This window comes from Methanolobus bombayensis (genome assembly GCF_017873415.1).
Taxonomy (GTDB): Archaea; Halobacteriota; Methanosarcinia; order Methanosarcinales; family Methanosarcinaceae; genus Methanolobus; species Methanolobus bombayensis.
Genome location: NZ_JAGGKD010000005.1, coordinates 163,386 through 188,377 on the forward strand (window position 1 = coordinate 163,386; position 24,992 = coordinate 188,377).

Below are 24,992 nucleotides of genomic sequence, written 5' to 3' on the forward strand. Positions count from 1 at the left end.
TCCATTTCATTCTTTATTTTTCTATTGTATTATTTTGTAAAATAGGTTCTTTTTAGGATTCTGAAAATAAGTATATGCTATTTTGCAGTTAATGCACAAAAAAAGATAATATCCCGAATCAATGATCCGGGATTGCTCAAAAAGCTTGTTTACAAATTCTTCTTTTCTTCATCGTTTCTCTTTTTCAGGAACAAGATGAAGAACCCCCCTACAATTAGCAATGCAAGCAGTCCTGCAATCTTCAATGGATTGCTCTCTCCCTGCTCTTCCTCAATATATTCTTCCGATACGTCTGTATCTCCTGAAGAACTTGCTGAGACCACGCCAACCGAATCGCCCAGAGATTCTGTATCTATGATGTCAACATTTTCTGTTTCTAATACATCAGCCACTTCCTCTGTTGGTTCCTCATCACTCCAGAAAAGCAGTTTCTTGAGATAATATGGTATTCCATCATCGCTGGAAGTTGAAGCTGAACTGAACTGATAATTACAGGTTACAGCAAATGGAGAATATCCTGAAACATTCCTCACAATGAAGTATGAGTACGTTCCGTCATTTCCTATGCGTTCAGGAGTATATGCTTCCCACTGTGGATTTGCCCAGTGTCTCAGGTACACGGTATTGACTATCAAAGTACCTCCGTCCTTTTCATTAAGCACCCTGAACTCTATGCTTCGATTGCTGCTCTGGTTGTTTACCAGTGTTTCATTGGTGAAACTAATGTCAAGGTACTGGTAGATTGAAGAGGTTGAGAAATCAATACTCGACTCATTAATAGCAGAAACATTCAGCACTTCTACCCTGACCTGTATGCCGTCGGTGTTGTTACCTGTATTAAACGATGTTGAAACAATACTGCATGCAAGACCGTTGTCATCAGTGTCATCGTCATTGGTGGTGTTAAAACGCAGATACTTATCACTGCCATTTATTGTAATCGTCGGAGTGGAATTGATTACCATTGTGATGTTATTTCCGCTTTCTGAAGACTCGGTAACTGTCCACTGCCATGAGTGTGTGTCAGTTCGCCCAATACTTTCATTGCTTGTCTGGACTGACACATTGTAAATGTCCATGAAGAAATCACTCTGATTAATGTACTGACTTGTGTTTATCAGGCAGTAGGAAATCATGGATGAATCATTTGTATTGTTGTACAATGTTGATCCTGTTTCATTTACAGGATTTCCGTCGATGAGCCATACAAAGCTGGAATAAAGTGTGCTCTGTATACTGAAGTTCAGTTCTTCTCCATATGCAGATATTGCTGATGAATTCTCAGGTGAGTACGTGTAAACCGGTTCCTCTGCACACCTGATATTCAACAGACTGGAAGATGTTCCGTTGCTGTTCTGTACTGTGAGATTTACCGTGTAATTACCGGATGTAAAAGTGTGTGTAGTGTTGATGTCAGTTGAATTTGTTCCCTCTCCAAAATCCCAGTTCCAGTTTTCCACAAGTCCTGATGAATTGTCAGTGAAATTAACTGTAAGTGGACTTATTCCTCTGGTTACATTTGCACTAAAATCAGCAATTGGCAGGATGGATACGTTCATCAGAACATCATCAGTAGTGTTTATATTTCCGGCAATATCCACGAAGGTACAGTTGTAGGTCATATGACTTACCAGCGTACCGGAATTGCTTGCAGGAATATCGATTGTCCATGAGTAGTTTCCTGCATTTGCGTTCATCTGGTATTCGTTGCCATCAACAGTCACATTGTAACTTACTATTGTTGAATAATCAGTGACGTTCAGTGAAAGAAGGACACTATCTCCGGTGTTTGCAGCCACGGGCATATTTGTCCATGAATATACAGGATTTGATTTGTCAACCAAAAACACGTTAGATGTTGAATAGTTTATATTGCTGGTATTGTCAACTGCTTTTATGTGAAGATACCAGTCACCATCATTCTGATCTGCTGTAAGTGTGTCTCCGCTGTTAAAAGGAGTCCATACAGACACATTGGATACATTAGAGTCCAGTGCCCAGGAATAAGACAGTTCATTGACACCTGATACTGTGTCAACTACTGTTACAACGGTACTGTGACTATGGTTGTATGTGCTGTTACCATTTTCATTGTAATATGTTATAGGCAGACTGTTGTCCAGCTTGAAAACATCTGACACAGAATAATTGATATTTCCAGCATTATCAGTTCCACGTGTATGGAGATACCAGTCACCATCAACTGAATCTTTAATCAGCGTTCCAGAGTTTGCAAAAGAAGTCCATGATGAAACAGAACCCATATCCTGATCCTGTGTCCAGGCATGAGCCATATCGGAGATACCAGCAGGTGTATCCGTTCCGGTCACTGTGGAACTGTGGTTGTTAGCATACGTACTGTTACCATTTGTCCCATACGCAATTATCGGTGGAACTGAGTCAATGGTGAATGTAACATCACGAGCCGATGAATTATCCTGAGTGTCGTTGGCATATACGCGGAACATTGCACTTCCAGTATTGTCCTCTGGAAGAGTGAATGCCATGCTGTTGGTGTTTAGGAGATTCCCAATAAGTGACCATGTACCATTGAAGAGCCAGAGGTCGTATTTCACACTGTCACCTTCCACATCAGAGGATGCTCCCCATGACACTGTCATTGAGCTTCCACCCTTCTTTATCTGGCTGTTAGTTGGTGATGTGAATGCTCCTGGAGTTGTAGGTGCATCATTTACTGACGTCACGCTCACAGTAACTGTTGTTGATAGTTGAGGTGATTCATCTCCGCTCATTCCACCGTATTCAAGAAGGTATCCATCCAGTGCTGTATCTGTATGAGGAAGGTCATTCCAGGTACCATTGTTGGTTGAATACATTTGCCCTGCATCCTCATTGCTACCTGAATCATTAGGCTCATTACCATTGCCTAATGCAGGTCCGTTCCATTTGTTATATTCACCTGGTATTGCTGATCCTATGTAACCATCTCCTTGATAGAACTGTCTTCCAGCCCCTTCTTCCTCTGTTCCTTCCGGACCAGTAACCCAGCGCCATTCTCCTTCGACGGCAGCGTCACTTGCTCCAATCCATGCATCAGCCTGTATCTTTTCCATTAGGAAATTATTTTCTTCCTCTGATGTGATGGTTGCAAGATACCCCTGTAGTCCTTCCATAGTCTTTGTATCTGCATTTGCTTTCGCTGCTGTCCATGATGAAGAATAAGACACGTATTCATAATAATGACCCGTATCTTCAAAATATAGTGTATTTCCTCCCAGGACAAAGGTAATCTTTCTGTCTGCAGTATTTGGTTCTTGATTAGTGTTCTCGTACCTTACATTTCTAAAAGCTGCCTGATATGCGGCTGCATCCCCGCTTCCTGTCAGTGTAAGAATACCAGTTGATTGGCTGAAGCTTCCAGTAATGCTTCCGGTAGTCGAATATCTCAGATAGTCCTGTCCAGCGATATAACCGTCTCCGATGTAGACTTTAGCTGATGAGTAAGTAGACTCACTACCGGTGATTGTTAGCCCGGGGTCTATATACATATCATCGTTTTCAGTATATGTAACAGAACTATTCGAAGCACTCACTGTCGTTGCAGCCTGTGCAGCAGATGTTAATGCGGCACAGGATATTAATATAAAAAATATAATTATAATCAATTTGCGCATAAAATCCTCTCTCATCCAAATTATGTACTTATTTTATACTGATACAAGAATAATCATTGATTTGTTTTCTGGAATTGTCCCTAAACAAGTTAGTTGTAATTAGTTGCTGGAAACTTATATTCATAACTATATATTTTTATATGCATATTTATATCTATCGTCATTTAGGATTCACTGCTTTCAGAAAAAGAAATTTATTTATCTATATCAATAGATGCTATGCAGAAACCAGAACTTAATATAATAAAATCTTATTAAATGGAATTTTTGAATTAGATGGGATATATGACGCTCATATATCGAGTTTAAAAAATGTTTCTTTATAAATAAAAACACATAGCTGCCATGCTCAGACGACAGCCCAAAAAAAGAATTAGTCTATAGTATCATGCATGCGAGGCTTGATCTCGTTGTCCTTCTGGCCTTCATCGAGATTGCCGTTCTCTTCCAGATCCTTACGGTTCATGTCCTTATGAACCATCGGGTTGAACATGAAGTACTTCTTCACATAAGCCATGATCTCTTCGTCGGATATGCAGGAAACCCTCTTTTCATCGTTGTAGAGTTTCTGGATCTCAGCCTGAATCGCTCTAAGACGCTTATCATTCTTGTCGATCTCAATGCTTACATCCATGAGCTCATTTAGTGTTTCCTGTACCTTGTACCTAAGTACTTCGATTCCTGATGAGTCACCAATGAGGAATATCCTTTTACCACCGACAATTTCAGGTGGATATGGTTCGTAGGTGAACGGGTTCTTAATAACGCCTGCAGAGTGGATGCCTGATTCATGAGCGAAAACGTTGTTACCGACAACCGACTTGTTCCTTGGTATACGGACACCGATCTCTTTTTCCATGAACTTTGAGAATTCCATAATAGCATCAAGGTTGTACTTTTCAAAGCCTTCGATACGTCTTTTAAGGAACAGCAGAAGTTTTTCCATTTCAGCGTTACCTGCTCTTTCACCTATTCCAAGGAATGTTACATTGGACCAGTTAGCTCCATGCCAGTATCCTGCAATGGAATTGGCAACAGCAAGACCGAAGTCATCATGACAGTGGGTCTCGATATTCTTGACATTGAGTTCGTTCTTCAGGTACTTTGTTATCATCGGGATTCCAAATGGCTCATCAACATCAATAAAAGGAATACCGAATCCGATAGTGTCACATATACGGATAGTACAGTCCGGGTCAATATCCATAATTTTTTCAATAAGCGGGAAGGTGAAACCATAATTGTCTGCACGGGTCATATCCTCAATATGAGCCCTGGTGCGGAGACCGTGGTCCACTGCATACTGGAGTGCATTGAGATATTTTTCCTCTGCTGCTTCCCGGGTAAGTCCCATCTTGTCAACAATGTGAGGATCTGATACTGACATCAGGACTCCTGTTTCCTCGATGCCGTCAATATCAAGGACCATATCAATGTCAGCGGGATTTGCACGTGCCCATCCTGTGATCTCTGGGAATTCATAACCCTGATCCATCATGAGCTTTATAGCCTTTCTATCCCTGTCATTGTAGACAAAAGTCTCAAGTTTCTCTATTCCTATCCGATTCAGGTAGTTATATATCTGAAACTTCTGCTGACTCTTCATGACAATACCAGGCATCTGTGCCCCATCCCTGATAGTGCTGTCACTTATGGATACTTCCTGCCCCAAAGGTAATTCTATTTTAGGAAGATCGTCATAGTCCTCGTATATTTTCATTTGAAACCTCCTTTTCAATTCAAAAGCTCCAGAGCTTAAATAAATGTGTTAGTTATAGAAACGAGTCGGTATTAGTACTCTGATAAAATGTGTCCGCTCTGGATAAGCATTATTTTGAGTGTGAATTGTAATTCTATTATAGCACCACTCCTACTTAAAATATCGTTTCTATATATATTCCGGAGGATTGCTATTCCTTACGGACAAAACTAAACCTTTAAATCTTTATATTTTAAAGGATTACATGATTCATATGTGGAGCATATTACTAAGGAAGTTCGAGAAATACCCGGCCCAGCAAAAGGTGCTGAAGCTTATTTTTGAACGCGGTTTTCAGGTAAATGATGAGGGAAAGGTAACCTCAGGTGCCATAGAGATCGCACATACACAACTTGCCAGGGAAGCAGGGGTTGACAGGCGTGTTGTGGATTCCACGACAGAGGTTATACTTTCAGATGAACAGTTAAGCAAGATATTCCATAACGTAAAATCAATACCCTTCCTTCGTGATGTGGCGCCACTTCTGGGACAGGGAGTAATTATCATAACCCCTGATGATGCCTCTAGCAAGGGAATAATTTCCGAAGTCTCCACAGTGATCGCAAAACATAATATTAGCATCAGACAGGCTGTATCAGATGATCCTGCATTTACCGATGAACCTAAACTTACCATAATCACAGATACAAAGGTTCCAGGCAGTATTATCGAGGAATTGCTCAAACTTGATTCTGTCAAAGGTGTAAGCATCTCCTGATAAATCAGTTTTTATGATTACAAATATATGATATCAAAGAACAGCCTTGGCAAAAGCCCTGAATATCTTCAGCATATGAATGGATTTAGAAGGGTGAAGTAGTTTTTTTATCAATATTGAGGGATGGTCCATGTCACCATAACGTGTTATGGTGTTCAGAATAGCAGGATTATTCATTGAGTTAATCAATTCATCGAGCTCTTTATCTGCCAGTCCTGCTACAAACCTGTGAATTCTCATTCCCATAGCAAGCTCCTTTCCAAGCTTTGCTCTCCACTGATGGTCGTATTCTGAAAGTAAAGATGCTGAGCTGTTTTCCTGTTCGACAGCCCTTGCAGCAATTTCACCAGCAATCTTCGCACATACTGCTCCGGTATATATTCCACCGCCAGATGTGGGTTTGACCTGCCCTGCCGCGTCACCGACGATCATCACGCCATCTGCATATGTCTTATCAAGTGGACCAAGGGGAATTCCTCCCATCACCAGGTCAAGTTTTCCACCACCATATCTTGAATCAATATGCTTGTTCTTCGTCAACAGATTTTCAAGAACTCTTTGAGCTGAAATTCCATAGTTAGGATCAACGGCCATACCTACACGGGATATACTTTCATTAACCGGCACAGTCCAACCAAAGAATCCGGGCACTTGTGAGCCAACGAACAATTCCACAAAATCAGTATCATCACTACTGTAAGGGACTTCAGCTTGAATTCCCGGCAGCACCTCTCTGACATTTCCAAGTCCTGACCACTTTGCCACCTGACTTCGAACACCGTCAGCACCAATGATAACTTTGGTTTTGACAACTTGTTTTTCTCCGTTCTTTACAACGGAAACCTTCTGTTCATTTTGTGACCTTTCAATACCTGTAACCCTTGATTTAAGCCACAGGTCTATATCTTCTTCAAGGGCCATTGCAGCAAGTTTCCTGTCAAATATCTTTCTGGAAACAACATACGCTTTGGTTTTTTTACCGTCAATTGGAAGACAATCTCCATGCATAGGGTGGACAAAAGCACCTCTAACAGAGTTCAGGACGCAACTGTCAGCCGGTTCCACCTCACATTCACTTAGTGCCCTGGTGCTCAGCAGTCCGGTACATCCAACAGGAGTACCAATAAATGCATGATCTTCCAGTATCAGTGTCTTTGCACCATTAATTGCAGCATATCTTGCTGCCACCGAACCGATTGGTCCTCCGCCTACAACAATAACATCATATTCTGTCATTTTCACTTAAGTTCACGTACTATTTCCAGAACCTCACGGAAATTGTTGAGTGTTCTGTCAGGTTTGTATTCACCTGATGTCCTGTCCTTTGCACTGTTGCGGTCTCCATAAGCCGCATATGCTGTCATCATGCCCAGTTCCTTTGAAGGAGCAATATCCCTTCTCAGGCTGTCGCCAACAAAAAGTGTTTCTGAAGCGTTAAGTTTCATGCTCTCAAGGGCATATTTAAAAGGTGCATGATCCGGTTTTTTTGCACCGGTCATATCATGGGCTGTAAGCGACTGAACCAGTTTTTCAAGTCCTGTCTTTTCAAGTCTTTTTCTGGCGTTATTGCTGTTTGCATCAGTAACAATTCCAAGCGGAAGTCCAATTTCGTTAAGTTCCTCCAGTGTTTCCCTTACATCCGGGTAGAGCCTGATGTGATCGATCTTGTGGGTTTCATATATTGTAACGCATCTCTGGTAATTTTGAATTGGGTCTAATCCATTATCAAACAGGTAGTCCTTTATGTTTTCCGGATTTTCAAAACCATGAGTCTCCCTGCGGAAATACTCGAATAATTCTCCCGGATCACCAGCTCCAAGAAAACTGACAACTTCTGTGCATGCAACTATCTTCGCTTCCACAAAGTCGAATAGTGTATTATCCATATCAAAGATAATGCCCCTTAAATTCATTCCTATTCTACCCATTTTTCCCTGTTCTATTGATTTGTTCTGGATTTATTGTTGGATTTTTATTTCTAGATTAGGACTATTGAAACATAATTGAAAGCTCTTTTTCAATATCTGTAACCATGAGTTGAGAATATCCATGGGTGCTTCCGTTAACTTGATAAAGCATCTTTGGTTCTTCGGCTTTATCAAAAGTGCGAAGTGCAAGTTCATATGGAACTTTGCTGTCGTTTATAGAATGCAGCATCACAAACTTGCGTGGACAGATCATTTCCAGATAGTTGTCAGGATCAATTGATCTGTAAAACTTGTATGCATCAGTGTCAATTGTTTCATCAACTTCTATAGAGTCAGTGTCGTATCCGCTTGTACTTATGCCAATAACTCCTTTGATTTCAGGTTCAATGGCAGTTGCTATTATGGCGAACCTTCCACCATTGCTGAGTCCAAGCACTACAATGTTCTCGGAATTAACTTCTGAATGATCTCCAAGAACAGTGGCAGCTGCAAGAGCATCATGAACCATCATATATTGCACAGGTTCTTCGTTGTTCATATAAAGTTCCAAGTCTCCTTGCGGATCAATGCCCCCAAGATTTCGCTGGTCTATGGTTATGGATGCGTACCCCAGGGATGAAATTAACTGAGGAACCGCTTTCTGCTGTTCTTTCGATACGCCTGCTCCGGAGAGGATCACAACACCAGGTACATTCGTATTAGATTCTGGAATTCTGATAAGTCCTGCAATTTCAGAGCCACGGCTTTCAAAGCTAACTTCTCTGATAATATTGGAACCATTAGTTTCTGAAATGACTTGAGAGCTGTATTCCACATCCTTAATTTCCGGATAGGACAAAATCCCATCATCTGAAACAGACCACTGTTCACCGTCATGCGAACTGTACATGACCCCAATAACACCGACTGCCATGAGTAGTATACCCAGTACAAGAGGGAGAAGTTTGACGTTCATTTTTTGCTGCTTACCTTCAGACTTTCTTTTTCCTTTCACGGTATGTTTCTTACTCATGGAACCGCCAAATTGATTTTCAGAAATATACGAACCTGCCGGGACTCGAACCCGGGTTCTAAGCTCCGGAGGCTTAAGTGATATCCGCTACACTACAGGTCCGCCTTAAGTTTTAAAACTTAAACTCATTTTGCATGTTTGTCATTGAAGATAAATATAATGTTGGTGCTGGTGTTCTATGGGCTTTCTAGATTGTTTCTTGTATATTTATTATTATAATATGGATTATTAGTCCCTATACGAACGTTATTCTTAAATATCACAATTGTGTATTAGATGCTATCACAATTGTGATTTGGCAGGAATTCTGTCTGATATCGGGTTGTAGGGTGGCTACACAATTGTCCTTTGCAATATGCCGGTTCGAATCCGGAACCTGAATTGAGGTATTATACCTCAGATATAGCGCAGGGGCTTCCAGGCTCCTGCTGAAAAACGTCCTATCCTTAAATCAACCTCTAACATCCATTGTATTTTTGATATGAGGACTAACATGAAAGTAAAACTCCCTTCCGGCAAGACTGAAGTAATAGATATGGAATCAGCAACAGTTGAGGAACTCCTTCAATATTTATCCATAAGTCAGGGAGAAGTACTTGTATCCAGGGACGGGCAGATAATTCCTGTAGACACAGTACTTAACAGAGAGGACAATATTCGTATTATGCAGGTGGTTTTTGGTGGTTGAACCTATTCTGGTTCAGACATTATTATTGACACATTGCTGTTCTTCGTCTCTTAATTGTTTACAAATACTGCAAATTCTGGATGCCAGATCATCAACACGCTTTGCTTTCATATCTTCTGCAAGTTTACGTATGGATTCCTTTACATCATCTTCAAGCACAATTCTGTAGCCTCTTTTTTTAGACAGGTACTGTGAGACTGCAGAAGGAGCCATATCCAGCTCTTTAGCTATTTCCTGCTGTGATAGTCCGCAATTCATAAGTTCTTCTGCAATGGCTGCTCTAATCGCGGGTAATACGTCCCAGACTATCATCTGACATGGTAATTTCATGATTTTCACTTTTTGTTGCTTTTTGGTTAGTAAATAGAAAACAACTCACAATTGTGAATATATTCTTCATATTAAATATCTTTTTTTGAGTCCACCAAAATAATATCCTGCTACTGAATCGGAGTTCTGACCCTGTGGACTTATATTATTTGACTACTTATGGACTTTACATAGGTCATTCATGAATTGAAGATTAAATCCATATTTAAGGGTACACTTTATGTTAACTGATGAAGAACTTGAAAGGTACAGCAGGCAGATAATGCTTTTTGGTGAAGGCGGCCAGGAACGCTTAAAGGGAGCTACTGTTTTCATTGCAGGAGCAGGAGGTCTTGGCTGTCCCGTTTCTCTTTATCTTGCAGTTGCGGGAATTGGTAATCTGAGAATTGCAGACAAAGATGCAGTGGAAAAGACAAATCTCAACCGTCAGGTCCTTCACTGGGAAAAAGATATCGGCAAAGAAAAAGTAGGGTCTGTGGAGGAAAAACTCAGGATGATCAATCCTCATATCAACGTTCAATCATTTCATCTGACTATAGATGAATCAAATATAATGGAGCTTGTGGACGATGCAGACCTAATAGTTGATGCCATGGACAATTATGAGGTGCGCTATCTTTTGAATAAGATTGCCCATGAGAAAAACATCCCACTGGTTCATGGTGCCATTCGTGGTTTTGATGGCCAGGCCATGACGATCATTCCTGGAAAAAGTGCATGTTTTAATTGTGTATTCCCTTGTGAACCACCATCAGAAACCTTTCCGGTGGTAGGTGTAACTCCTGGGATCATTGCAATGATACAGGCAAATGAGGTTCTCAAATACCTGTTGGGAAAGGGCAGGCTTCTGACAGACAGGTTAATGATATGGGATGGGCTCAATTCTGAAATGGAATACATGCGCGTTTCAAAAAGACAGGAATGCAGAATATGTGGAAATGGTGATGCAGGTCATGGCTGAAATCCCTTACTGTTTAATTTACACTTAATTCTCAAACTTTGAATGCTCACAAATACGTGCTTACCTTAAATTGATCTATTTTTCAGATAAGCAGAATATTTTAGTTGGTTAATTATTATTTTAATAAAATATTTATATAATTTGACCGCATAAATGATTCATACTAGGTGGTGAGTCTATAACCGGTGATAACTCTAATGCAAAGGATGCCAGGGATTTTGAAGATGCTCTTTTGTCCTTGAACAGGGTTGCTGCACATCAAATGATATGTAGTAAATTCACAGGTGACAATGCCTTTGAACTTATAAGGAACATCATTGCACCAGCTCTTGAAAATATAGGAGATATGTGGAACTGTGGTGAAATTGCCCTGTCACAGGAGTATATGGCAAGTAAGATGTGTGAGGTAATTGTTGAAGACATCCTTCCTTCAGAGAGTTCTTCCAGAAAGAATCAGCCTATTCTGGGAATCACAACCCTTGGGGATGAACACATGTTAGGCAAACGAATAGTCATTTCATTCCTCAAATCCTGTGGTTTTGATGTTCACGATTATGGTGATATGGCTCCTGAGAATGTTGTCCGCAAAATAGCTGAAGATAATGTTCAGGTTATCCTGGTTTCAACATTAATGCTTAATTTTGCACATGAGGTCAAGAAGCTCAGATCAATTCTCGAAAGTAATGGCTCTGGTACCAAAATAATAGTAGGAGGTGCTCCATTTATGTTCGATCCTGATCTGTGGAGGGAAGTAGGTGCCCATGCAATGGCAAATGATGCAACAGAGTCTCTTGACGTTATATGCAAATTAATGGGGGGTAATACCTGTGTCAACTGAAGAGATGAGCTCCATGGAAAGAGTTCTCACAACACTGGACCACAGGGAACCTGACATAGTTCCTTATTTTCTGTTATTGACAACGCAGGGTGCAAAGGAATTTGATGTTTCCATTGAGAAATACTTCTCTGATCCCGAGATGGTTGCATCTGCCCAGATAAGTATGCAAAAGAAATATGGTCATGATTGTTATTATTCATTTTATTACGCATCACTTGAACTTGAGTCATGGGGTGGGAACACTGTTTTCTATCCGGATGCATCTCCAAATTGTGGCCTGCCGCTTATCCATGACATCAATGATATTTCTTCCCTTGAAGCACCTGACGTATATGAGTCTCCTGGGTTGCAAAAGGTTCTGAAAACAACGTCTATATTAAAGGAACATGCAGGAACAGATATTCCTATAATAGGTGTTGTCATGTCTCCTTTTGCCCTGCCTTCAATGCAAATGGGAATGGATCATTATTTTGATCTTATCTATGAAGACCCGGACATTTTTGAAGAATTAATGGATATAAACAAACAATTCTGCATTCAGTGGGCAAATGCACAACTGGAGGCAGGTGCCACAGCTATCTGTTATTTTGATCCCATTTCTTCTTCTACAATAATTCCTCCTGAACTTTACAGGAAAACCGGATTTAAAGTCGCAAAAAGTACTCTTCACGGAATAAAAGGACCCACTGCAACTCATATGGCATCAGGAAGATGTCTTCCCATAATCAAAGATATTATCAAAACAGGAACTTCAATAGTATGTACAAGTGTTCTGGAAGATCTTGCTGAGGTAAAAAAGGAATGTTATGGTAAAATATCTGTTCTTGGAAATCTCAATGGTATAAAAATGCGCCACTGGTCTCTGGAAGATACTGAAAGTAAAGTAAAGGAGGCTATTGATAAGGCTGCTTCAGGTGGGGGTTACATTCTGTCGGACAACCACGGTGAAATCCCATACACAGTTCCGTCCTCTGTAATAAATGAAATTTCTCGTTCTGTAAGAAAATGGGGATATTATCGGAGTAACTAATGTTTCGTAATCACCAAGTTCTTGCACCGGATTGTATCAGGGAAGAGGTAGAGCAGGTTCTAAATGCTAATGTCCTGTTCAAGGGGATCAAATATTCATTTTTTGACTATCTGGAAGATTTTGGAGATTTTGAATCAATTTTCGAAGTAAGCCGGGGAATAATAACATCCGGAAATAACATTCTTCTTATATGCAATAATCCCTGCCCTGAATTTGAAATTCCTGATGAATATTCCCAATCTTTGAAGATAAGAAGGGTGAATCATCTTTATTCTCTTTTTACTGAAGAACTTGTATTGGAAAAACACAGGAAAAATGATGCTTTTTTTGTATCCCCGGGCTGGTTTGAATGCTGGGAGAAGAATCTGATATCTACAGGTCTTTATGAATCGGGTAAAGGTGATCAATTTCTGGAGTCATATTCTCATGTTCTAGTAATGGATACAGGCCTACATCCAAATTTACTCGCTCATGCAGACGAGTTTTCAAGAGTAACAGGTATTCCCTATAAGGTAATTTACGTAGGAATGGATTATTTCAAATTATCCTTTGAGAATTTGCTATTCAAATGGAACATTAAAAAGAAACATGATGAACTAAAGGTCTGTAAAAGACAATCTGCAACATATGCCATGTCGCTGGATTTCATAAAATCACTTGCTGATATGAACGATGAAGCTGCAACTATAGAAGCTATTTGTAACCTTTTCAGCATGATGTTTGCTCCTCGTTATGTTGTTTACTATTCTGTAAATGGTGAAAGTATGGAGTTTGCATATTGCAAACCGACTAATACTGAACAAAAAGCCATTTTTAAGTTGAAGGATTCAGATTCCAGTCATTTTGTTTTTGAAAAAGGGGATGGCTTTGCAATAAAAATACAAATGTCAGGTGATCTTCTCGGTATAATTGAAATCCGTGAAATTGCCTTACCTGAAAACATGGATGAATATCTCAGTATAGCTTATGATATTGCAAAAGCAGCAAGTCTGGCTATATCCAACATAAGAAGATATTATGAGCTCTTCGAATCAAAAGAAGAACAAGCAAAACTTGCTGAATTACTTCGAACCACAAACAGTATTTTGAGACATGATATTGCTAACAATTTACAGGTTATAACCATGGCTCTTGATCTTCTGGAAGAAAAAGGAGATAGTTCTTATATATCAATGATAAGGAATGCTACGAAAAAAAGTGCTTTGCTCATAACCAGCGTTAAAGGACTTGATATGAACTCTTCAGGGCGATGTGATCTGGAAGTTGTTAATGTCAAGCAAGTTCTTGAGTCATCAATGAACAGGCATGATGTGGAATTTACTATGGAGGGCAATTGTAATGTTATGGCTGATCAGGCACTATTGTCGGTATTCGATAATATTGTAAGTAATGCAATTTCTCATGGAAAAGCCACTGAGGTAAAAATCAAAGTTGCAAAATTGAATGGTCGCTGCCAGATTTCAATTGCTGATAATGGAAAGGGTATTCCTGATAGTGTAAAACCCTATATTTTCAATGAAGGATTCATACATGGTGAGGCAGGAAATACGGGAATAGGTCTCTTTGTAAGCAAAAAAACGATTGAGCGCTACAATGGTTGCATTCGTGTTGAAGATAATGTACCTTCAGGTGCCAGATTTATTGTTGAACTGGATCTTGTAAATCCAAAAGGTAGTTCTGGCAACTAATGTTTTTTCAACAGTGTATCAACAAACTGTTCTTGCAACACTTCTTATAATATAATAACAGTGTTTAATATGGGTTTTGTGTAACAAATGCGGGTTTGGCTTATGAATTTGAAAAATTTATGTGGTCTTTATTCTGAAACGATCATTGTAATTCTGTTAATCCTAAGTTTGTATCTTACAAGCCTTGAAAGTTATCTCTTATTTCACAGCATAGTTGAACTTGTAAGTATAATAGTTATTGTTGCTGTTTTTTTAATCACATGGAACTCAAAGAAATACCTGAAGAATTCATATCTTCTGTTTATCGGAATAAGTTTCTTCTTTGTAGCATGGATTGATTTTCTACATACATTAAGTTATAAGGGAATGGGAATTTTTCCAGGCAATGATTCAAACCTGCCTACTCAGTTATGGATCGCTGCCAGGTATATGCAGAGTATTTCACTTTTGATTGCTCCAATTGCAATGGGAAAAAAGTTCAATTATCAAAAAGTCCTGGCTATATATTTTGCAGTTACTTCTTTGGTTATAGCAGTTATCTTTAAGGGTTATTTCCCGGATTGTTACATTGAAGGGAGTGGTCTGACCACTTGTAAAGTCATCAGTGAGTACATTATATCTTTGATATTGATTGGTTCAGCCACATTACTTCACAGGCATAAGGATGAATTTGACAACAAGGTTTACAGTTTGATCATGGCTTCTATCGTTCTCACGATATTTTCAGAACTTACCTTCACCTTTTACATAGATGTCTATGGTTTTTCAAATCTGGTTGGTCATTTCCTCAAACTGTTTTCATTCTATCTGATTTATAAGGCGATAGTTGTTACAAGTCTTGCCAGACCATATGACCTTCTCTACAGGGAACTTAAGATGAGGGAATATGATCTCATAAAAAAGAAAAAAGATCAGGATGATCTGCTGGAAACACTTGGTCTTGTGAATAAGATACTGAGACATGATGTTCTAAATGACCTTAATATTATTTCACTTTTAATTGAAAATCTCAAAGGCAGGATGGACGAAAAAGAACTTGATCTCTCAGAAAATGCTGTTGCACACAGTCTTAAACTCATAAACGAAATGAAGGATTTTGAGTCCCTCATACGCGTCAGGGAATTAATGACAATTGATCTTCGTTTACTTGCATTGGAAGTCTCACAAGAGTTCCCTGCAAATATAAAAGTATCCGGTCATTGTAGTGTAAAAGCAGACAGTGGTCTTCATTCAGTAATTGGTAATATTGTACAGAATGCTATTATGCATGGTGGAGCAGAAAATATTAATATAGATATTATCTCTGATGGGGAATATTGTGAAATGCACATATCTGATGATGGTAGTGGAATACCGGATAAAATAAAAGATCGTATTTTTGATGAAGGATTCAAGTTTGGTAAATCTGGACATACTGGTCTGGGACTGTATATTTCAAAAAAGATTATTGAAAGATATGGTGATATATCTGTAGAAGATAACATTCCTTCAGGAGCAACTTTTATTATTAGATTTTTTAACAATGAGTCAAATAAGGAATTTAAAGAAAACTTTATACAAAAATAAGAAAGAAATTCCCATTCAGTGGGAACTCATGTTTTTTACTCTTCAGCAGCTCTACCCATTGCTTTTACAAGTGTTAGCATAACTCCCATGCCTTTCTGGAAGTCCTCATCACCCATTTCTTTTATTAAACCTCCGAGTCCTACTTTTGGCGGGTTCAGGATAGCTTTGTCAAGTTCTGGATCCTGAACTGCCCGCTCCATGACTTCTATCAAGTCAGTGCACATGATGGCATTTGTGAGCTTTAATACAGTTGAAGTAAGATCAGCAATTCCATGGGCTGTCTGGTCATTGATATAATCCTGCAATATTCTTGCTGTTCGTATAAGGTCTAAGACGGCTTCAACGTCACCTGGTCTGATTTCGACACCTGATATTTCGTTCATAAGATTTTCATCGTTCATATTGTCATCTCCTCAGAACAGTCCTTTTACGCTTATATCCCAGTGGATGTGATAATACATACGATACAGGAACCATCCCATTTTTGTTGTTGAGAAAGCTTCAGGAGGCTTTGAATATTTCCAGGTGGCAATGTATCCCCTTCCCGGAGTGGCTGGAGTTTCAAGTTCAGTTACCAGTGGACATCCTGTTTCTCCTTCGTAAGGTGTCTGAATCCCGTTTCCATGAATGTCATTCTTAAGACTCTGGCTGACTGCAATGGCCTGATAGTGTGCTCCTATTCCTGTTTTAAGGATGTCTGCAGGTCCAAGATCACCAAGAACATAGACATTATCATGATTACCTGCGGGACCACGGTATTGCAGTGTGGACTTGTCTGCGCCTATCCATCCTTTTTCATCTGTAAGTCCGGAATCGATCAGAACTTGTGGTGCTTTGTGTGGTGGAACTGTGATCAATGTATCATAATTGACCTTGTCACCATTCTTTGATGTCAGTTCCTTGTTGGCTGCGTCAACATTTTCAAGTGGAAAGTTCCTTACAACTTCAACGCCCTTTTCTTTGAACTGGGATGTTACAAATTTATTAAATTCGGGTGGTCCTATTGGCTCCATGGGCCATAAAAGGGTTAATTGTACATCGTCTCTGTTCTTTTTGACATTGCGGAGATAGCTGTCCAGCATAAATGTGAATTTGACAGGTGCACCAGGGCATGGAACAGGCATTGAGGCAACGGATACGGCAACTTTTCCTCCATCAAGGTTCTTGACAATATCTCGTACTTTGAATGCATCTTCCATTGATGTGTAGAAAGTGTTCAGGTCATCTGTAAGTCCGGAAACGGCATTGATATCAGCTCTGCATCCCATTGCTATGACAAGGTAGTCGTAGTTGTATTTATTATCGCTTTTGACGGTTACTTCTTTGTTCTGGAGGTCAACAGCTTTTACTTCTCCATCTGCTCCAAAAAATGCCTTTACCCTGGGACTGATAAGTTTCTTCCGAGGTCGTGTGATGTCTTCAGGGGTGTAAAGTTCAAAAGGAATAAAGGTGAATCCGCCCTGATTAATATTTGTGTCATTTTTGTCAAGAATTGTTACTTCTAGTTCGTCTTTAGCAATCTTGTTCCTGAATTCTCTGGCTAATATATTGGCTACTACCGATCCGGCATAGCCCGCTCCTAAGATCAATACCTTCTGTTTCATTATATAAAACCCCATATTTTTTATGAGTTACTTGTTTAGATATAATTTACGGTACTGATACTTTTCTTCAGTAGTATATAAGTAAATGGAAGAACCTATAAAATAAGATAATTTTTAGCAGTTCTATATACATACTTTCATAGAAGGCACTCATGGTGCCTTGCTGAAAGTTGAGAAGTAGTAGGTTACAGATTTAATCTGTAACTTAAAGGTGATAGTTATTGTTGTCAATAACTATAGTTTTTAATTCTGGAGTACGATCTCGATATTGATATCCTTTGGTACCTGGATACGCATGAGTTGTCTGAGTGCACGCTCATCTGCTGCGATATCGATGAGTCTCTTGTGGACACGCATTTCCCAGTGATCCCATGTGGCAGTTCCGTCACCACTTGGGCTTTTACGGACAGGTACTACCATTTTTTTGGTTGGTAAAGGAACTGGTCCAGAGATACTTACACCTGTTCTGTCTGCAATAGCTTTAACCTGATCGCAAACTCCATCAAGGTTTACAGGACTAATTCCTGATAATCTTATTCTTGCTTTCTGTGACATAATACTCTTCTCCTAAAAAAGGAAAATTAGAGTGTCTTATTTCTGTTTGACACTCATGCACATGCCAGCAGCAATGGTCATACCCATATCACGGATAGCGAATCTACCGAGCTGTGGGATTTCCTTCACAGGCTCAATTACCATTGGTCTGGTTGGCTTGATGGTTACGATTGCTGCGTCACCGGCCTTGATGAATGCTGCATTCTCTTCCTTGACCTGACCTGTCTTTGGATCGAGTTTCTTGTCAATGGACATGAGAGTACATGCTGTCTGGGTGGTGTGGCAGTGGAATACTGGTGTGTAACCTGCAGTGATTGCAGATGGGTGCTGAAGGACTACGATCTGTCCTGTGAACTCGTCTGCTACTGAAGGTGGGTTGTCAGAAGGACCACAGACATCTCCTCTGCGGACATCGTTCTTTCCAATTCCTCTTACATTCCAGCCGATGTTGTCACCAGGTGTTGCTTCCGGAACTTCTTCGTGGTGCATTTCAATTGACTTGACTTCACCTGTTGCACCGCTTGGGTTGAAGGTTACATTCTGTCCCTTCTTCATGACACCGGTCTCTACTCTACCTACTGGTACGGTACCGATACCGGAGATGGTGTATGCATCCTGTACTGGGATACGGAGTGGAAGTTTGTCTGGTTTTTCTGGTTCCTTAAGGTCATTGAGGCAGTCAAGAAGTGATGGACCTGTGTACCATGGGGTATTTTCGCTTGACTTTGTGATGTTGTCACCCTCGAATGCGGATGTTGGAACGAATGGAACATCGTCTGCTTTGAATCCTACCATACCGAGAAGCTGGCTTACATCTTCTTTGACCTTGTTGTATCTCTCTTCACTGTATTCGGCTGCATCCATCTTGTTTACAGCAACGATAAGCTGGTTGATACCAAGGGTTCTTGAAAGGAACACGTGCTCTTTTGTCTGAGCCATTACACCATCAGGTGCTGCTACGACAAGAACAGCTGCATCTGCCTGGGATGCACCGGTGATCATGTTCTTCACAAAGTCACGGTGACCTGGGCAGTCTACTACTGTAAAGTAGTACTTGTCTGTGTCGAATCTCTTGTGTGAGATGTCAATGGTAACTCCTCTCTCACGTTCTTCCTTGAGTGAGTCCATTACCCATGCAAAAGCGAAGGATTCTTTACCTTTCTCTTTTGCTTCTGCCTTGTATTTTTCGATAAGGTGAGCAGGTACTGCTCCTGTCTCGAACATCAATCTTCCGACAAAGGTTGATTTGCCGTGGTCTACGTGACCGATAACTGCTAAGTTCATGTGTGGTTTCTCAGCTGCCATTTTAATTACTCCTTATTTAATGTTAGTTTCAATATGATTTGACCTAATAGTTGTTTCTGCTTTTAAACCTTTCTGACGAAATAGGTTTTTGCAGCAAAATGCTGCAAATTCCCTGATTATATACTAAGGAAGTCAGATGCCTGTGGAAGCTCTTTCTTAAGGCCTTTCCTTTCTCTGATGCTACTTACAATTTCTTCAGTCAGGTTTGTTGGGAGTGTGTCAAATCCTGCGAACTCTGTACTCCACATTGCGCGGCCTTCTGTTGCTGATCTGATATCTCCTGCAAATCCGAATAGTTCGGATACTGGTGCCCTGGACTCGATGACGGTCATGTCGCCTTCAGAGGTCATGTTAATGATGATTCCACGGCGACCCTGGATCTCCTTGGTTGCGCCACCCATCTGTTCCTGTGGAACCTGGATGAATACTTTCTGGTATGGCTCAAGAAGTGTATCATCAGCCATAAGCATTGCTGCCTGTATACCCTGCCTGGATGCAGGTATTACCTGTGCTGGTCCTCTGTGGACAGCATCTTCGTGAAGCTTTGCATCCATGAGTTTTACCTTTACACCCATGCATGGTTCCTTTGAAAGAGGTCCTCCCTTCATTACTTCGTGGAATCCCTCAAGGATAAGTTCCATGGTTTCATTCAGGTGCTGGATACCTTTTGTCATGTCAAGGTAAACATTGCTCTCAAAGATATCTACGATACCCTTCGCTTCATCCTTGTCCATTCCTGCTTCCATGAGCTTTTCCCTACGCTCAACTTCTGGCATACGCATTGAAATCTCGCCAGCCTTGATAAGGTCCCTGACACCTTCCTCGAGTGGCTCTACTTCTACATAGAACCTGTTGTGTCTGTTTGGTGACTTTCCTTCTACAGGTCCGGCACCGCCACGAATGGTTTCACGGTATACCACAATAGGTGGCGTGGTTGTAATCTCTACTCCCTTGTCACGCTCAATCCTGTGTGCAATGACTTCAAGGTGAAGTTCACCCATACCGGCCATTAAGTGTTCACCGGTCTCTTCGTCAAGTGTGATCTTAAGTGTTGGATCTTCCTTTGCAACCTGTCTAAGTACGTCAACAAGCTTTGGAAGGTCCTTCATGTGCTTTGCTTCTACTGCTACAGTAACTACAGGCTCACTTGCGTGAGTGATGCTCTCGAAAGGCTCCATGCCTTCAAGGGTTGTTACTGTTGAACCGACAATAGCATCTCTCAGTCCGGTTACGGCTGCAATGTTACCAGCAGGGATGTTCTCCACTTCAAGTCTTTTTGGACCCATGAAAACACCTACTTGCTGAATTCTGTTCTTTCTAGATGTACCGGATACGAAAGCTTCCATTCCACGTGAGAGTGATCCGCTGAACAACCTTCCGGTTGCAACTTCACCCGCGTGTGGATCCATGGTAATATCTGTTACCATGAAAGCAAGGTCTGCCTCTGGATCTGCATTGATCATTGATTTGTAGATTAGTGATTCCTTGTCTCCGTGCCAGATAGCGCCAATCCTTCCTTCCTGTGCTTCAAGTGGTGATGGAAGGAACCTGATGACCATATCGTTCAGAACTTCATGAAGCGGACACTTGTCTGCAAGTTCCTTTATGCTTTCCGGATCGTCAGATTTGTTGTAATCATAGATCTGCTGGAAACTGACACCGGTCTTCTGCATCATTGGTACACTGATAGCCCAGTTGTACAGAGCTGAACCGAATGCTACAGTTCCTTCTGCTGCGTCGACTCTCCATCCTGCCTTGTAACGCTCTTCGTTCATACCCTTGATGAGCTTGTTAACGTGGTCGATGAGTTTTCCGAGTCTGATCTGCATTTCCTGTCCATCAACCTGTAGTTCGTTGATGAGACGGTCAACCTTGTTGATGAAAAGAACTGGCTTGACATGTTCCTTGAGTGCCTGCCTGAGAACGGTCTCTGTCTGTGGCATTGTACCTTCTACAGCATCAATTACCACTACTGCACCGTCAACAGCGCGCATTGCACGTGTAACGTCACCACCAAAGTCTACGTGACCTGGTGTGTCAATAAGGTTAATGAGGTATTCCTTTCCATCGTACTCGTGGACCATTGAAACGTTTGCTGAATCAATTGTAATACCTCTTTCCTGTTCTTCCTCATCAGAGTCTGTCCAGCAAGCATTACCTGCAAGTTCCTTTGAGAGCATGCCGGCGCCTGCAAGGAGGTTATCTGATAATGTTGTTTTTCCGTGGTCAATGTGCGCAACGATACCAATGTTACGGATCATCTCAGGTTTGCCCATGATTGATGCAACACGGTCGACCATTTTATCTTTAGCCATATTTACTACCTAATCCTTATTTACTAACTGCTCGGGTCTGGTTAGCGTGCTGCCTTTGCGACTCTTTCCTTCGCATCTTTCCTGTTGATTGAGAAGCATTTTGCATCGCGGTTTGAAGCGGCAATAAGTTCTGTTGCAAGACAACTTGCTGCACTTCTCTTGGATTTGAAAGCTGCCTGATTTACGCCATTTGTTATATATCTGAGTGCAGTGTCAACACGTCTTTGTGGAGCAGTGTCTACTGCCTTTGGTACGGAAATTCCGCCGTACTTCAGTCTGACAACTTCTTCCCTTGGGCCTGCGTTTGAGATTGCTTCAACCAGTACCTGTACAGGATTCTTGTCTGTCTTTTCATTGATAATATCAAAAGCCTCAGAGACAATTGCCATTGCTCTCTGTTTCTTTCCTGTGTTCTGTTCACTGCGCATGATATTGTTGATAAGCCTCTCAACGATGCAGATGTCTGATTTGTTGAACTGCTGTCTTGCATGCTTTCCATTTGTATGTGGAATGATCACAGGGTCAAGGTTAACATACCTTCTGATTCCCTGGTCAGCGACCTCAACTTCAGCGAGATCCCACTTTCCGAATAACTTATACATATGATTATCTCCTTGGTTTCTCTTTACGGCCAATGACCATTTCGTTTAAAGATACATTGTTTACGGCAGTGACCTTAAAACGTACACCCGGAATGTCACCCTTTGCACCACCCATACGGCCACCGATTCTTTCTACTGTAACTTCGTCGTGCTCGTCAATAAAGTTGATAGCTCCGTCTCCAGGGCAGAAAGCTGACACCTGACGTCCGTTCTTGATCAACTGAATTCTTACACATTTCCTGATTGCTGAGTTTGGCTGTTTAGCCTCTACACCCACTTTCTCCAGTACGATACCTCTGCCCCGAGGTGCACCACCAAGAGGGTCTGCTTTTATGTCCAGACCAAGTGTGCGCCTGTTGTAGCGAGGGTCCTTCCACCTTGCATCCTTGCGCATGCGCTGAAGCGTGTGAGCTGCATATTTTCCATTTGGCATATTATATCCTCCAATTAATGTCTTTGATGAGTATGATATTATTCGAACTATCACTGCAGTATTACGTCATCTATGTCGTGATGTCTCTTTGCAACAAGTTTGACCTTTTCAATATTTTTTCCATTTCTTCCTATGGCAAGACCCTTGTCTTTATTAGACACTTCTACATAAGCTAATCGTTTATTATTCCTGTTTGTGATGTTCACTGATTTGACAGTTACCGGACTGAATGCGTTTTTTATAAACACTTCTGGTTCGTCCGAATATTCGACAAGATCTATCTGTTTATCCACTGTTTTTTTCATACGGTTGATGTGTTCACCTTTTTTCCCGATAGCAGCACCCATGTCGCCTGCCTTTATCACATATATTAACCTGCCGTCCTCGATTATACAATCTCTGACTGCTGCTCCGGTCAATTTTTCAAATAATGCAATGTATCGGATACCTTCAGTGGATAATTTGATCTCGCCCAAATATCGCAACTCCTTTAAGCGGCAGCCAGAATATCAGATTCCCCGCTGTCAATGATGGCCATTGCAGCAATGATGAATGGCTTTCCGCATGCAGGACCAAGTTCTGTTCCTGTTCCTGGGTAGTTGAGTATCGGTACGTTTGTGCTTTCGATCTTGGCTCTGACATCTGCAGGACAGTTTGAAGCAAGTACTACCATTTTAGCGTCTTCGCTTGTAGCAGCATCAATGGTCCTGTTAGATCCAATGATCACCTTTCCGGTTCTGATCACTTTGATAAGTGCTTTGTCAATGTTAATATCCATTTATATCAACTCATTTATAACGTCATTTTGAGATTTGTATTAATAAGTGATTCCGTATATTTACTTTCTGGTTGTTCTTTATATACTTCTATATAACGAACTATTATTTTGTTATTAGATGGACGTCTCCTGTTCCAAGCTTGATGGGCTGCCCGACAATAATGTTCTCTGTGACACCATTAAGTTGGTCACGGTCTCCACGCATTCCGGCATCAAGCAGGTGATTGACAGTCACTTCGAATGCTGCACGTGCGAACACACTTGCTTTCTCTCCGGAGATACCATGTCTACCAATCTGTTTTACTTCACCATCACAGCACATTATATCAGATACCAGCATGATGTGCCTTATATCAACAGTAAGACCCTGCTCTGAAAGTGTATTGGTAGCTTCTGTGATTATAGCGTTCCTTGCAGCCTCTATACCAAATACATCGTATATCTCACCGATGTTGTTGGTTGTTGTTCTTGTAACATCCACACCTTCTATCTGGAGTACATCTTTAAGCTGTGACCCTTCGGTATAGAGTGTATATTCGTCACCATCTTTTCTGATAACAACCCTCTTGATACCTTCGATACCTTTCAGGGTAATTGAGTGAATGTTCTTTGCAAGCTGAAGAAGTTCACGGTATGATGGAGAATTTGGTGTAACAATTATCTGGTTTGCAACACTGTCAGATACATTAACCATAACATCAAGTTCATCCCGGAGCCTGTCTGCGATCTCATCGGGGCTAAGTGCCCTGTGCATCAAAGTCTTCTCGTGAAGATCAATTATAAGATGCATGTTTGCCAGGTCGGTAGTAATGTCTGCAAGATGTTCGATATGAGTTGCCTCTATCTCCCACGCAAGATGACGTGCCTTGTCCCTGTCATTTGCATATTCTTCTTCCAGTGCTATTGTCATCATTGGCGTACTCGGCTGCTTTCTTGCATCCACGATCTCAATGAGACGTGGGAGACCAAGTGTTACGTTGATCTCAGCGACACCAGCATAGTGGAAAGTACGCATGGTCATCTGTGTACCCGGTTCACCAATAGATTGTGCTGAAACGACACCAACTGCTTCACACGGTTCAACGCATGCGTATTCGTAGCTTTTCTTAACCTGTTCGATAATCTCTTCAAGCTCTTTCTTTGAAACACCTACCTTCATCACGTCATCTTTCAAAGTCTTCATGATGTTCTTAGGCAGGTCAAGTCCGGAGATCATTGCATCAATAGTAGCTTCACTGATCGTCATT

The 24,992-nt window shown here is 41.0% G+C and carries 23 protein-coding genes and 1 tRNA gene; 7 read left to right on the top strand and 17 right to left on the bottom strand.

The window, feature by feature from the left end; all coding sequences use genetic code 11:
- Positions 1 to 149: 149 nt before the first annotated feature.
- Entirely contained in the window at positions 150 to 3,635 is a 3,486-nt protein-coding gene (locus tag J2746_RS07900) for a PKD domain-containing protein (protein ID WP_209618774.1), read from the bottom strand.
- Positions 3,636 to 4,008: 373 nt separating this feature from the next.
- The gene (locus J2746_RS07905; RefSeq protein WP_209618776.1) at positions 4,009 to 5,355 is read right to left on the bottom strand and encodes a homocitrate synthase/isopropylmalate synthase family protein; all 1,347 of its coding nucleotides are present in this window, start codon (positions 5,353 to 5,355) and stop codon (positions 4,009 to 4,011) included.
- Between the two features lie 253 nt (positions 5,356 to 5,608).
- Between J2746_RS07905 and trpY the strand changes: the two genes are divergently transcribed.
- Positions 5,609 to 6,112: a TrpY family transcription regulator gene (trpY, locus tag J2746_RS07910; RefSeq protein ID WP_209618780.1), complete on the top strand. Its 504-nt coding sequence runs from the start codon at positions 5,609 to 5,611 to the stop codon at positions 6,110 to 6,112.
- A 33-nt stretch (positions 6,113 to 6,145) separates the two neighbouring features.
- Here the strand turns inward: trpY and J2746_RS07915 are convergent, their stop codons facing one another.
- The 4 genes from J2746_RS07915 to J2746_RS07930 all read right to left on the bottom strand — a co-directional run bounded on the left by J2746_RS07915 (position 6,146) and on the right by J2746_RS07930 (position 9,154).
- Positions 6,146 to 7,348 (bottom strand): geranylgeranyl reductase family protein, encoded by a 1,203-nt coding sequence (locus J2746_RS07915; RefSeq protein WP_209619094.1) that lies wholly within the window; start codon positions 7,346 to 7,348, stop codon positions 6,146 to 6,148.
- A gap of 2 nt (positions 7,349 to 7,350) precedes the next feature.
- A complete protein-coding gene (locus J2746_RS07920; protein WP_245250047.1) occupies positions 7,351 to 8,025 on the bottom strand; it encodes an HAD family hydrolase in 675 nt (224 codons plus the stop codon).
- A 76-nt stretch (positions 8,026 to 8,101) separates the two neighbouring features.
- Positions 8,102 to 9,052, bottom strand: a complete 951-nt coding sequence (locus J2746_RS07925) for an alpha/beta hydrolase (RefSeq protein WP_209618783.1) — start codon at positions 9,050 to 9,052, stop codon at positions 8,102 to 8,104.
- A 30-nt stretch (positions 9,053 to 9,082) separates the two neighbouring features.
- Positions 9,083 to 9,154, bottom strand: a tRNA-Arg gene (locus J2746_RS07930).
- A gap of 391 nt (positions 9,155 to 9,545) precedes the next feature.
- Here J2746_RS07930 and J2746_RS07935 point away from each other — a divergent pair.
- The gene (locus J2746_RS07935) at positions 9,546 to 9,740 is read left to right on the top strand and encodes a MoaD/ThiS family protein (RefSeq protein ID WP_209618787.1); all 195 of its coding nucleotides are present in this window, start codon (positions 9,546 to 9,548) and stop codon (positions 9,738 to 9,740) included.
- A gap of 12 nt (positions 9,741 to 9,752) precedes the next feature.
- Here the strand turns inward: J2746_RS07935 and J2746_RS07940 are convergent, their stop codons facing one another.
- Positions 9,753 to 10,070 (bottom strand): transcriptional regulator, encoded by a 318-nt coding sequence (locus J2746_RS07940; protein WP_209618789.1) that lies wholly within the window; start codon positions 10,068 to 10,070, stop codon positions 9,753 to 9,755.
- Positions 10,071 to 10,290: 220 nt separating this feature from the next.
- Here J2746_RS07940 and J2746_RS07945 point away from each other — a divergent pair, with 220 nt between their 5' ends.
- The 5 genes from J2746_RS07945 to J2746_RS07965 all read left to right on the top strand — a co-directional run bounded on the left by J2746_RS07945 (position 10,291) and on the right by J2746_RS07965 (position 16,153).
- Positions 10,291 to 11,031 carry a HesA/MoeB/ThiF family protein gene (locus J2746_RS07945; RefSeq protein ID WP_209618792.1) on the top strand — a complete coding sequence of 247 codons (741 nt, stop codon included), beginning with the start codon at positions 10,291 to 10,293 and terminating at the stop codon, positions 11,029 to 11,031.
- A 178-nt stretch (positions 11,032 to 11,209) separates the two neighbouring features.
- Entirely contained in the window at positions 11,210 to 11,869 is a 660-nt protein-coding gene (locus tag J2746_RS07950; protein WP_342451825.1) for a cobalamin B12-binding domain-containing protein, read from the top strand.
- Positions 11,859 to 12,899: a uroporphyrinogen decarboxylase family protein gene (locus J2746_RS07955; RefSeq protein WP_342451821.1), complete on the top strand. Its 1,041-nt coding sequence runs from the start codon at positions 11,859 to 11,861 to the stop codon at positions 12,897 to 12,899. Before J2746_RS07950 ends, J2746_RS07955 begins: the two co-directional genes overlap by 11 nt.
- Positions 12,899 to 14,587, top strand: a complete 1,689-nt coding sequence (locus J2746_RS07960) for an ATP-binding protein (protein WP_209618806.1) — start codon at positions 12,899 to 12,901, stop codon at positions 14,585 to 14,587. The genes J2746_RS07955 and J2746_RS07960 overlap by 1 nt, the downstream gene beginning before the upstream one ends.
- 102 nt (positions 14,588 to 14,689) lie before the next feature.
- Positions 14,690 to 16,153 carry an MASE3 domain-containing protein gene (locus J2746_RS07965; RefSeq protein WP_209618808.1) on the top strand — a complete coding sequence of 488 codons (1,464 nt, stop codon included), beginning with the start codon at positions 14,690 to 14,692 and terminating at the stop codon, positions 16,151 to 16,153.
- Between the two features lie 35 nt (positions 16,154 to 16,188).
- Here the strand turns inward: J2746_RS07965 and J2746_RS07970 are convergent, their stop codons facing one another.
- The 10 genes from J2746_RS07970 to rpoA2 all read right to left on the bottom strand — a co-directional run bounded on the left by J2746_RS07970 (position 16,189) and on the right by rpoA2 (position 24,991).
- Positions 16,189 to 16,554 carry a DUF1641 domain-containing protein gene (locus J2746_RS07970; RefSeq protein ID WP_245250048.1) on the bottom strand — a complete coding sequence of 122 codons (366 nt, stop codon included), beginning with the start codon at positions 16,552 to 16,554 and terminating at the stop codon, positions 16,189 to 16,191.
- A 12-nt stretch (positions 16,555 to 16,566) separates the two neighbouring features.
- Positions 16,567 to 17,757 carry an NAD(P)/FAD-dependent oxidoreductase gene (locus J2746_RS07975; RefSeq protein WP_209618810.1) on the bottom strand — a complete coding sequence of 397 codons (1,191 nt, stop codon included), beginning with the start codon at positions 17,755 to 17,757 and terminating at the stop codon, positions 16,567 to 16,569.
- A gap of 243 nt (positions 17,758 to 18,000) precedes the next feature.
- Complete coding sequence (gene rpsJ / locus J2746_RS07980) at positions 18,001 to 18,312, bottom strand: 30S ribosomal protein S10 (RefSeq protein ID WP_015052947.1); 312 nt, start codon at positions 18,310 to 18,312, stop codon at positions 18,001 to 18,003.
- 36 nt (positions 18,313 to 18,348) lie between these two features.
- Positions 18,349 to 19,617: a translation elongation factor EF-1 subunit alpha gene (tuf, locus tag J2746_RS07985; RefSeq protein WP_209618813.1), complete on the bottom strand. Its 1,269-nt coding sequence runs from the start codon at positions 19,615 to 19,617 to the stop codon at positions 18,349 to 18,351.
- Positions 19,618 to 19,733: 116 nt separating this feature from the next.
- Positions 19,734 to 21,932 carry an elongation factor EF-2 gene (locus tag J2746_RS07990; RefSeq protein ID WP_209618816.1) on the bottom strand — a complete coding sequence of 733 codons (2,199 nt, stop codon included), beginning with the start codon at positions 21,930 to 21,932 and terminating at the stop codon, positions 19,734 to 19,736.
- A 41-nt stretch (positions 21,933 to 21,973) separates the two neighbouring features.
- Positions 21,974 to 22,534 carry a 30S ribosomal protein S7 gene (locus J2746_RS07995; RefSeq protein ID WP_209618818.1) on the bottom strand — a complete coding sequence of 187 codons (561 nt, stop codon included), beginning with the start codon at positions 22,532 to 22,534 and terminating at the stop codon, positions 21,974 to 21,976.
- Positions 22,535 to 22,538: 4 nt separating this feature from the next.
- A complete protein-coding gene (locus tag J2746_RS08000) occupies positions 22,539 to 22,967 on the bottom strand; it encodes a 30S ribosomal protein S12 (RefSeq protein ID WP_209618821.1) in 429 nt (142 codons plus the stop codon).
- 50 nt (positions 22,968 to 23,017) lie between these two features.
- Positions 23,018 to 23,443 (bottom strand): NusA-like transcription termination signal-binding factor, encoded by a 426-nt coding sequence (locus J2746_RS08005; RefSeq protein ID WP_209618824.1) that lies wholly within the window; start codon positions 23,441 to 23,443, stop codon positions 23,018 to 23,020.
- Positions 23,444 to 23,457: 14 nt separating this feature from the next.
- Positions 23,458 to 23,745 (bottom strand): 50S ribosomal protein L30e, encoded by a 288-nt coding sequence (locus tag J2746_RS08010; protein ID WP_209618827.1) that lies wholly within the window; start codon positions 23,743 to 23,745, stop codon positions 23,458 to 23,460.
- Positions 23,746 to 23,848: 103 nt separating this feature from the next.
- Complete coding sequence (rpoA2, locus tag J2746_RS08015) at positions 23,849 to 24,991, bottom strand: DNA-directed RNA polymerase subunit A'' (protein WP_209618830.1); 1,143 nt, start codon at positions 24,989 to 24,991, stop codon at positions 23,849 to 23,851.
- Position 24,992: the final 1 nt, after the last annotated feature.

What these genes read in the sequence shown, in the direction of transcription:
- J2746_RS08010 (WP_209618827.1), bottom strand. Translation starts at nt 23,745, where the DNA reads ATGGATATTAACATTGACAAAGCACTTATCAAAGTGATCAGAACCGGA.
- J2746_RS07925 (WP_209618783.1), bottom strand. Translation starts at nt 9,052, where the DNA reads ATGAGTAAGAAACATACCGTGAAAGGAAAAAGAAAGTCTGAAGGTAAG.
- J2746_RS07935 (WP_209618787.1), top strand. Translation starts at nt 9,546, where the DNA reads ATGAAAGTAAAACTCCCTTCCGGCAAGACTGAAGTAATAGATATGGAA.
- J2746_RS08000 (WP_209618821.1), bottom strand. Translation starts at nt 22,967, where the DNA reads ATGCCAAATGGAAAATATGCAGCTCACACGCTTCAGCGCATGCGCAAG.
- tuf (WP_209618813.1), bottom strand. Translation starts at nt 19,617, where the DNA reads ATGGCAGCTGAGAAACCACACATGAACTTAGCAGTTATCGGTCACGTA.
- J2746_RS07900 (WP_209618774.1), bottom strand. Translation starts at nt 3,635, where the DNA reads ATGCGCAAATTGATTATAATTATATTTTTTATATTAATATCCTGTGCC.
- J2746_RS07940 (WP_209618789.1), bottom strand. Translation starts at nt 10,070, where the DNA reads ATGAAATTACCATGTCAGATGATAGTCTGGGACGTATTACCCGCGATT.
- J2746_RS07965 (WP_209618808.1), top strand. Translation starts at nt 14,690, where the DNA reads ATGAATTTGAAAAATTTATGTGGTCTTTATTCTGAAACGATCATTGTA.
- rpoA2 (WP_209618830.1), bottom strand. Translation starts at nt 24,991, where the DNA reads ATGACGATCAGTGAAGCTACTATTGATGCAATGATCTCCGGACTTGAC.
- J2746_RS07945 (WP_209618792.1), top strand. Translation starts at nt 10,291, where the DNA reads ATGTTAACTGATGAAGAACTTGAAAGGTACAGCAGGCAGATAATGCTT.
- J2746_RS07975 (WP_209618810.1), bottom strand. Translation starts at nt 17,757, where the DNA reads ATGAAACAGAAGGTATTGATCTTAGGAGCGGGCTATGCCGGATCGGTA.
- J2746_RS07960 (WP_209618806.1), top strand. Translation starts at nt 12,899, where the DNA reads ATGTTTCGTAATCACCAAGTTCTTGCACCGGATTGTATCAGGGAAGAG.
- J2746_RS07990 (WP_209618816.1), bottom strand. Translation starts at nt 21,932, where the DNA reads ATGGCTAAAGATAAAATGGTCGACCGTGTTGCATCAATCATGGGCAAA.
- rpsJ (WP_015052947.1), bottom strand. Translation starts at nt 18,312, where the DNA reads ATGTCACAGAAAGCAAGAATAAGATTATCAGGAATTAGTCCTGTAAAC.
- trpY (WP_209618780.1), top strand. Translation starts at nt 5,609, where the DNA reads ATGTGGAGCATATTACTAAGGAAGTTCGAGAAATACCCGGCCCAGCAA.
- J2746_RS07920 (WP_245250047.1), bottom strand. Translation starts at nt 8,025, where the DNA reads ATGAATTTAAGGGGCATTATCTTTGATATGGATAATACACTATTCGAC.
- J2746_RS07995 (WP_209618818.1), bottom strand. Translation starts at nt 22,534, where the DNA reads ATGTATAAGTTATTCGGAAAGTGGGATCTCGCTGAAGTTGAGGTCGCT.
- J2746_RS07970 (WP_245250048.1), bottom strand. Translation starts at nt 16,554, where the DNA reads ATGAACGATGAAAATCTTATGAACGAAATATCAGGTGTCGAAATCAGA.
- J2746_RS07915 (WP_209619094.1), bottom strand. Translation starts at nt 7,348, where the DNA reads ATGACAGAATATGATGTTATTGTTGTAGGCGGAGGACCAATCGGTTCG.
- J2746_RS07905 (WP_209618776.1), bottom strand. Translation starts at nt 5,355, where the DNA reads ATGAAAATATACGAGGACTATGACGATCTTCCTAAAATAGAATTACCT.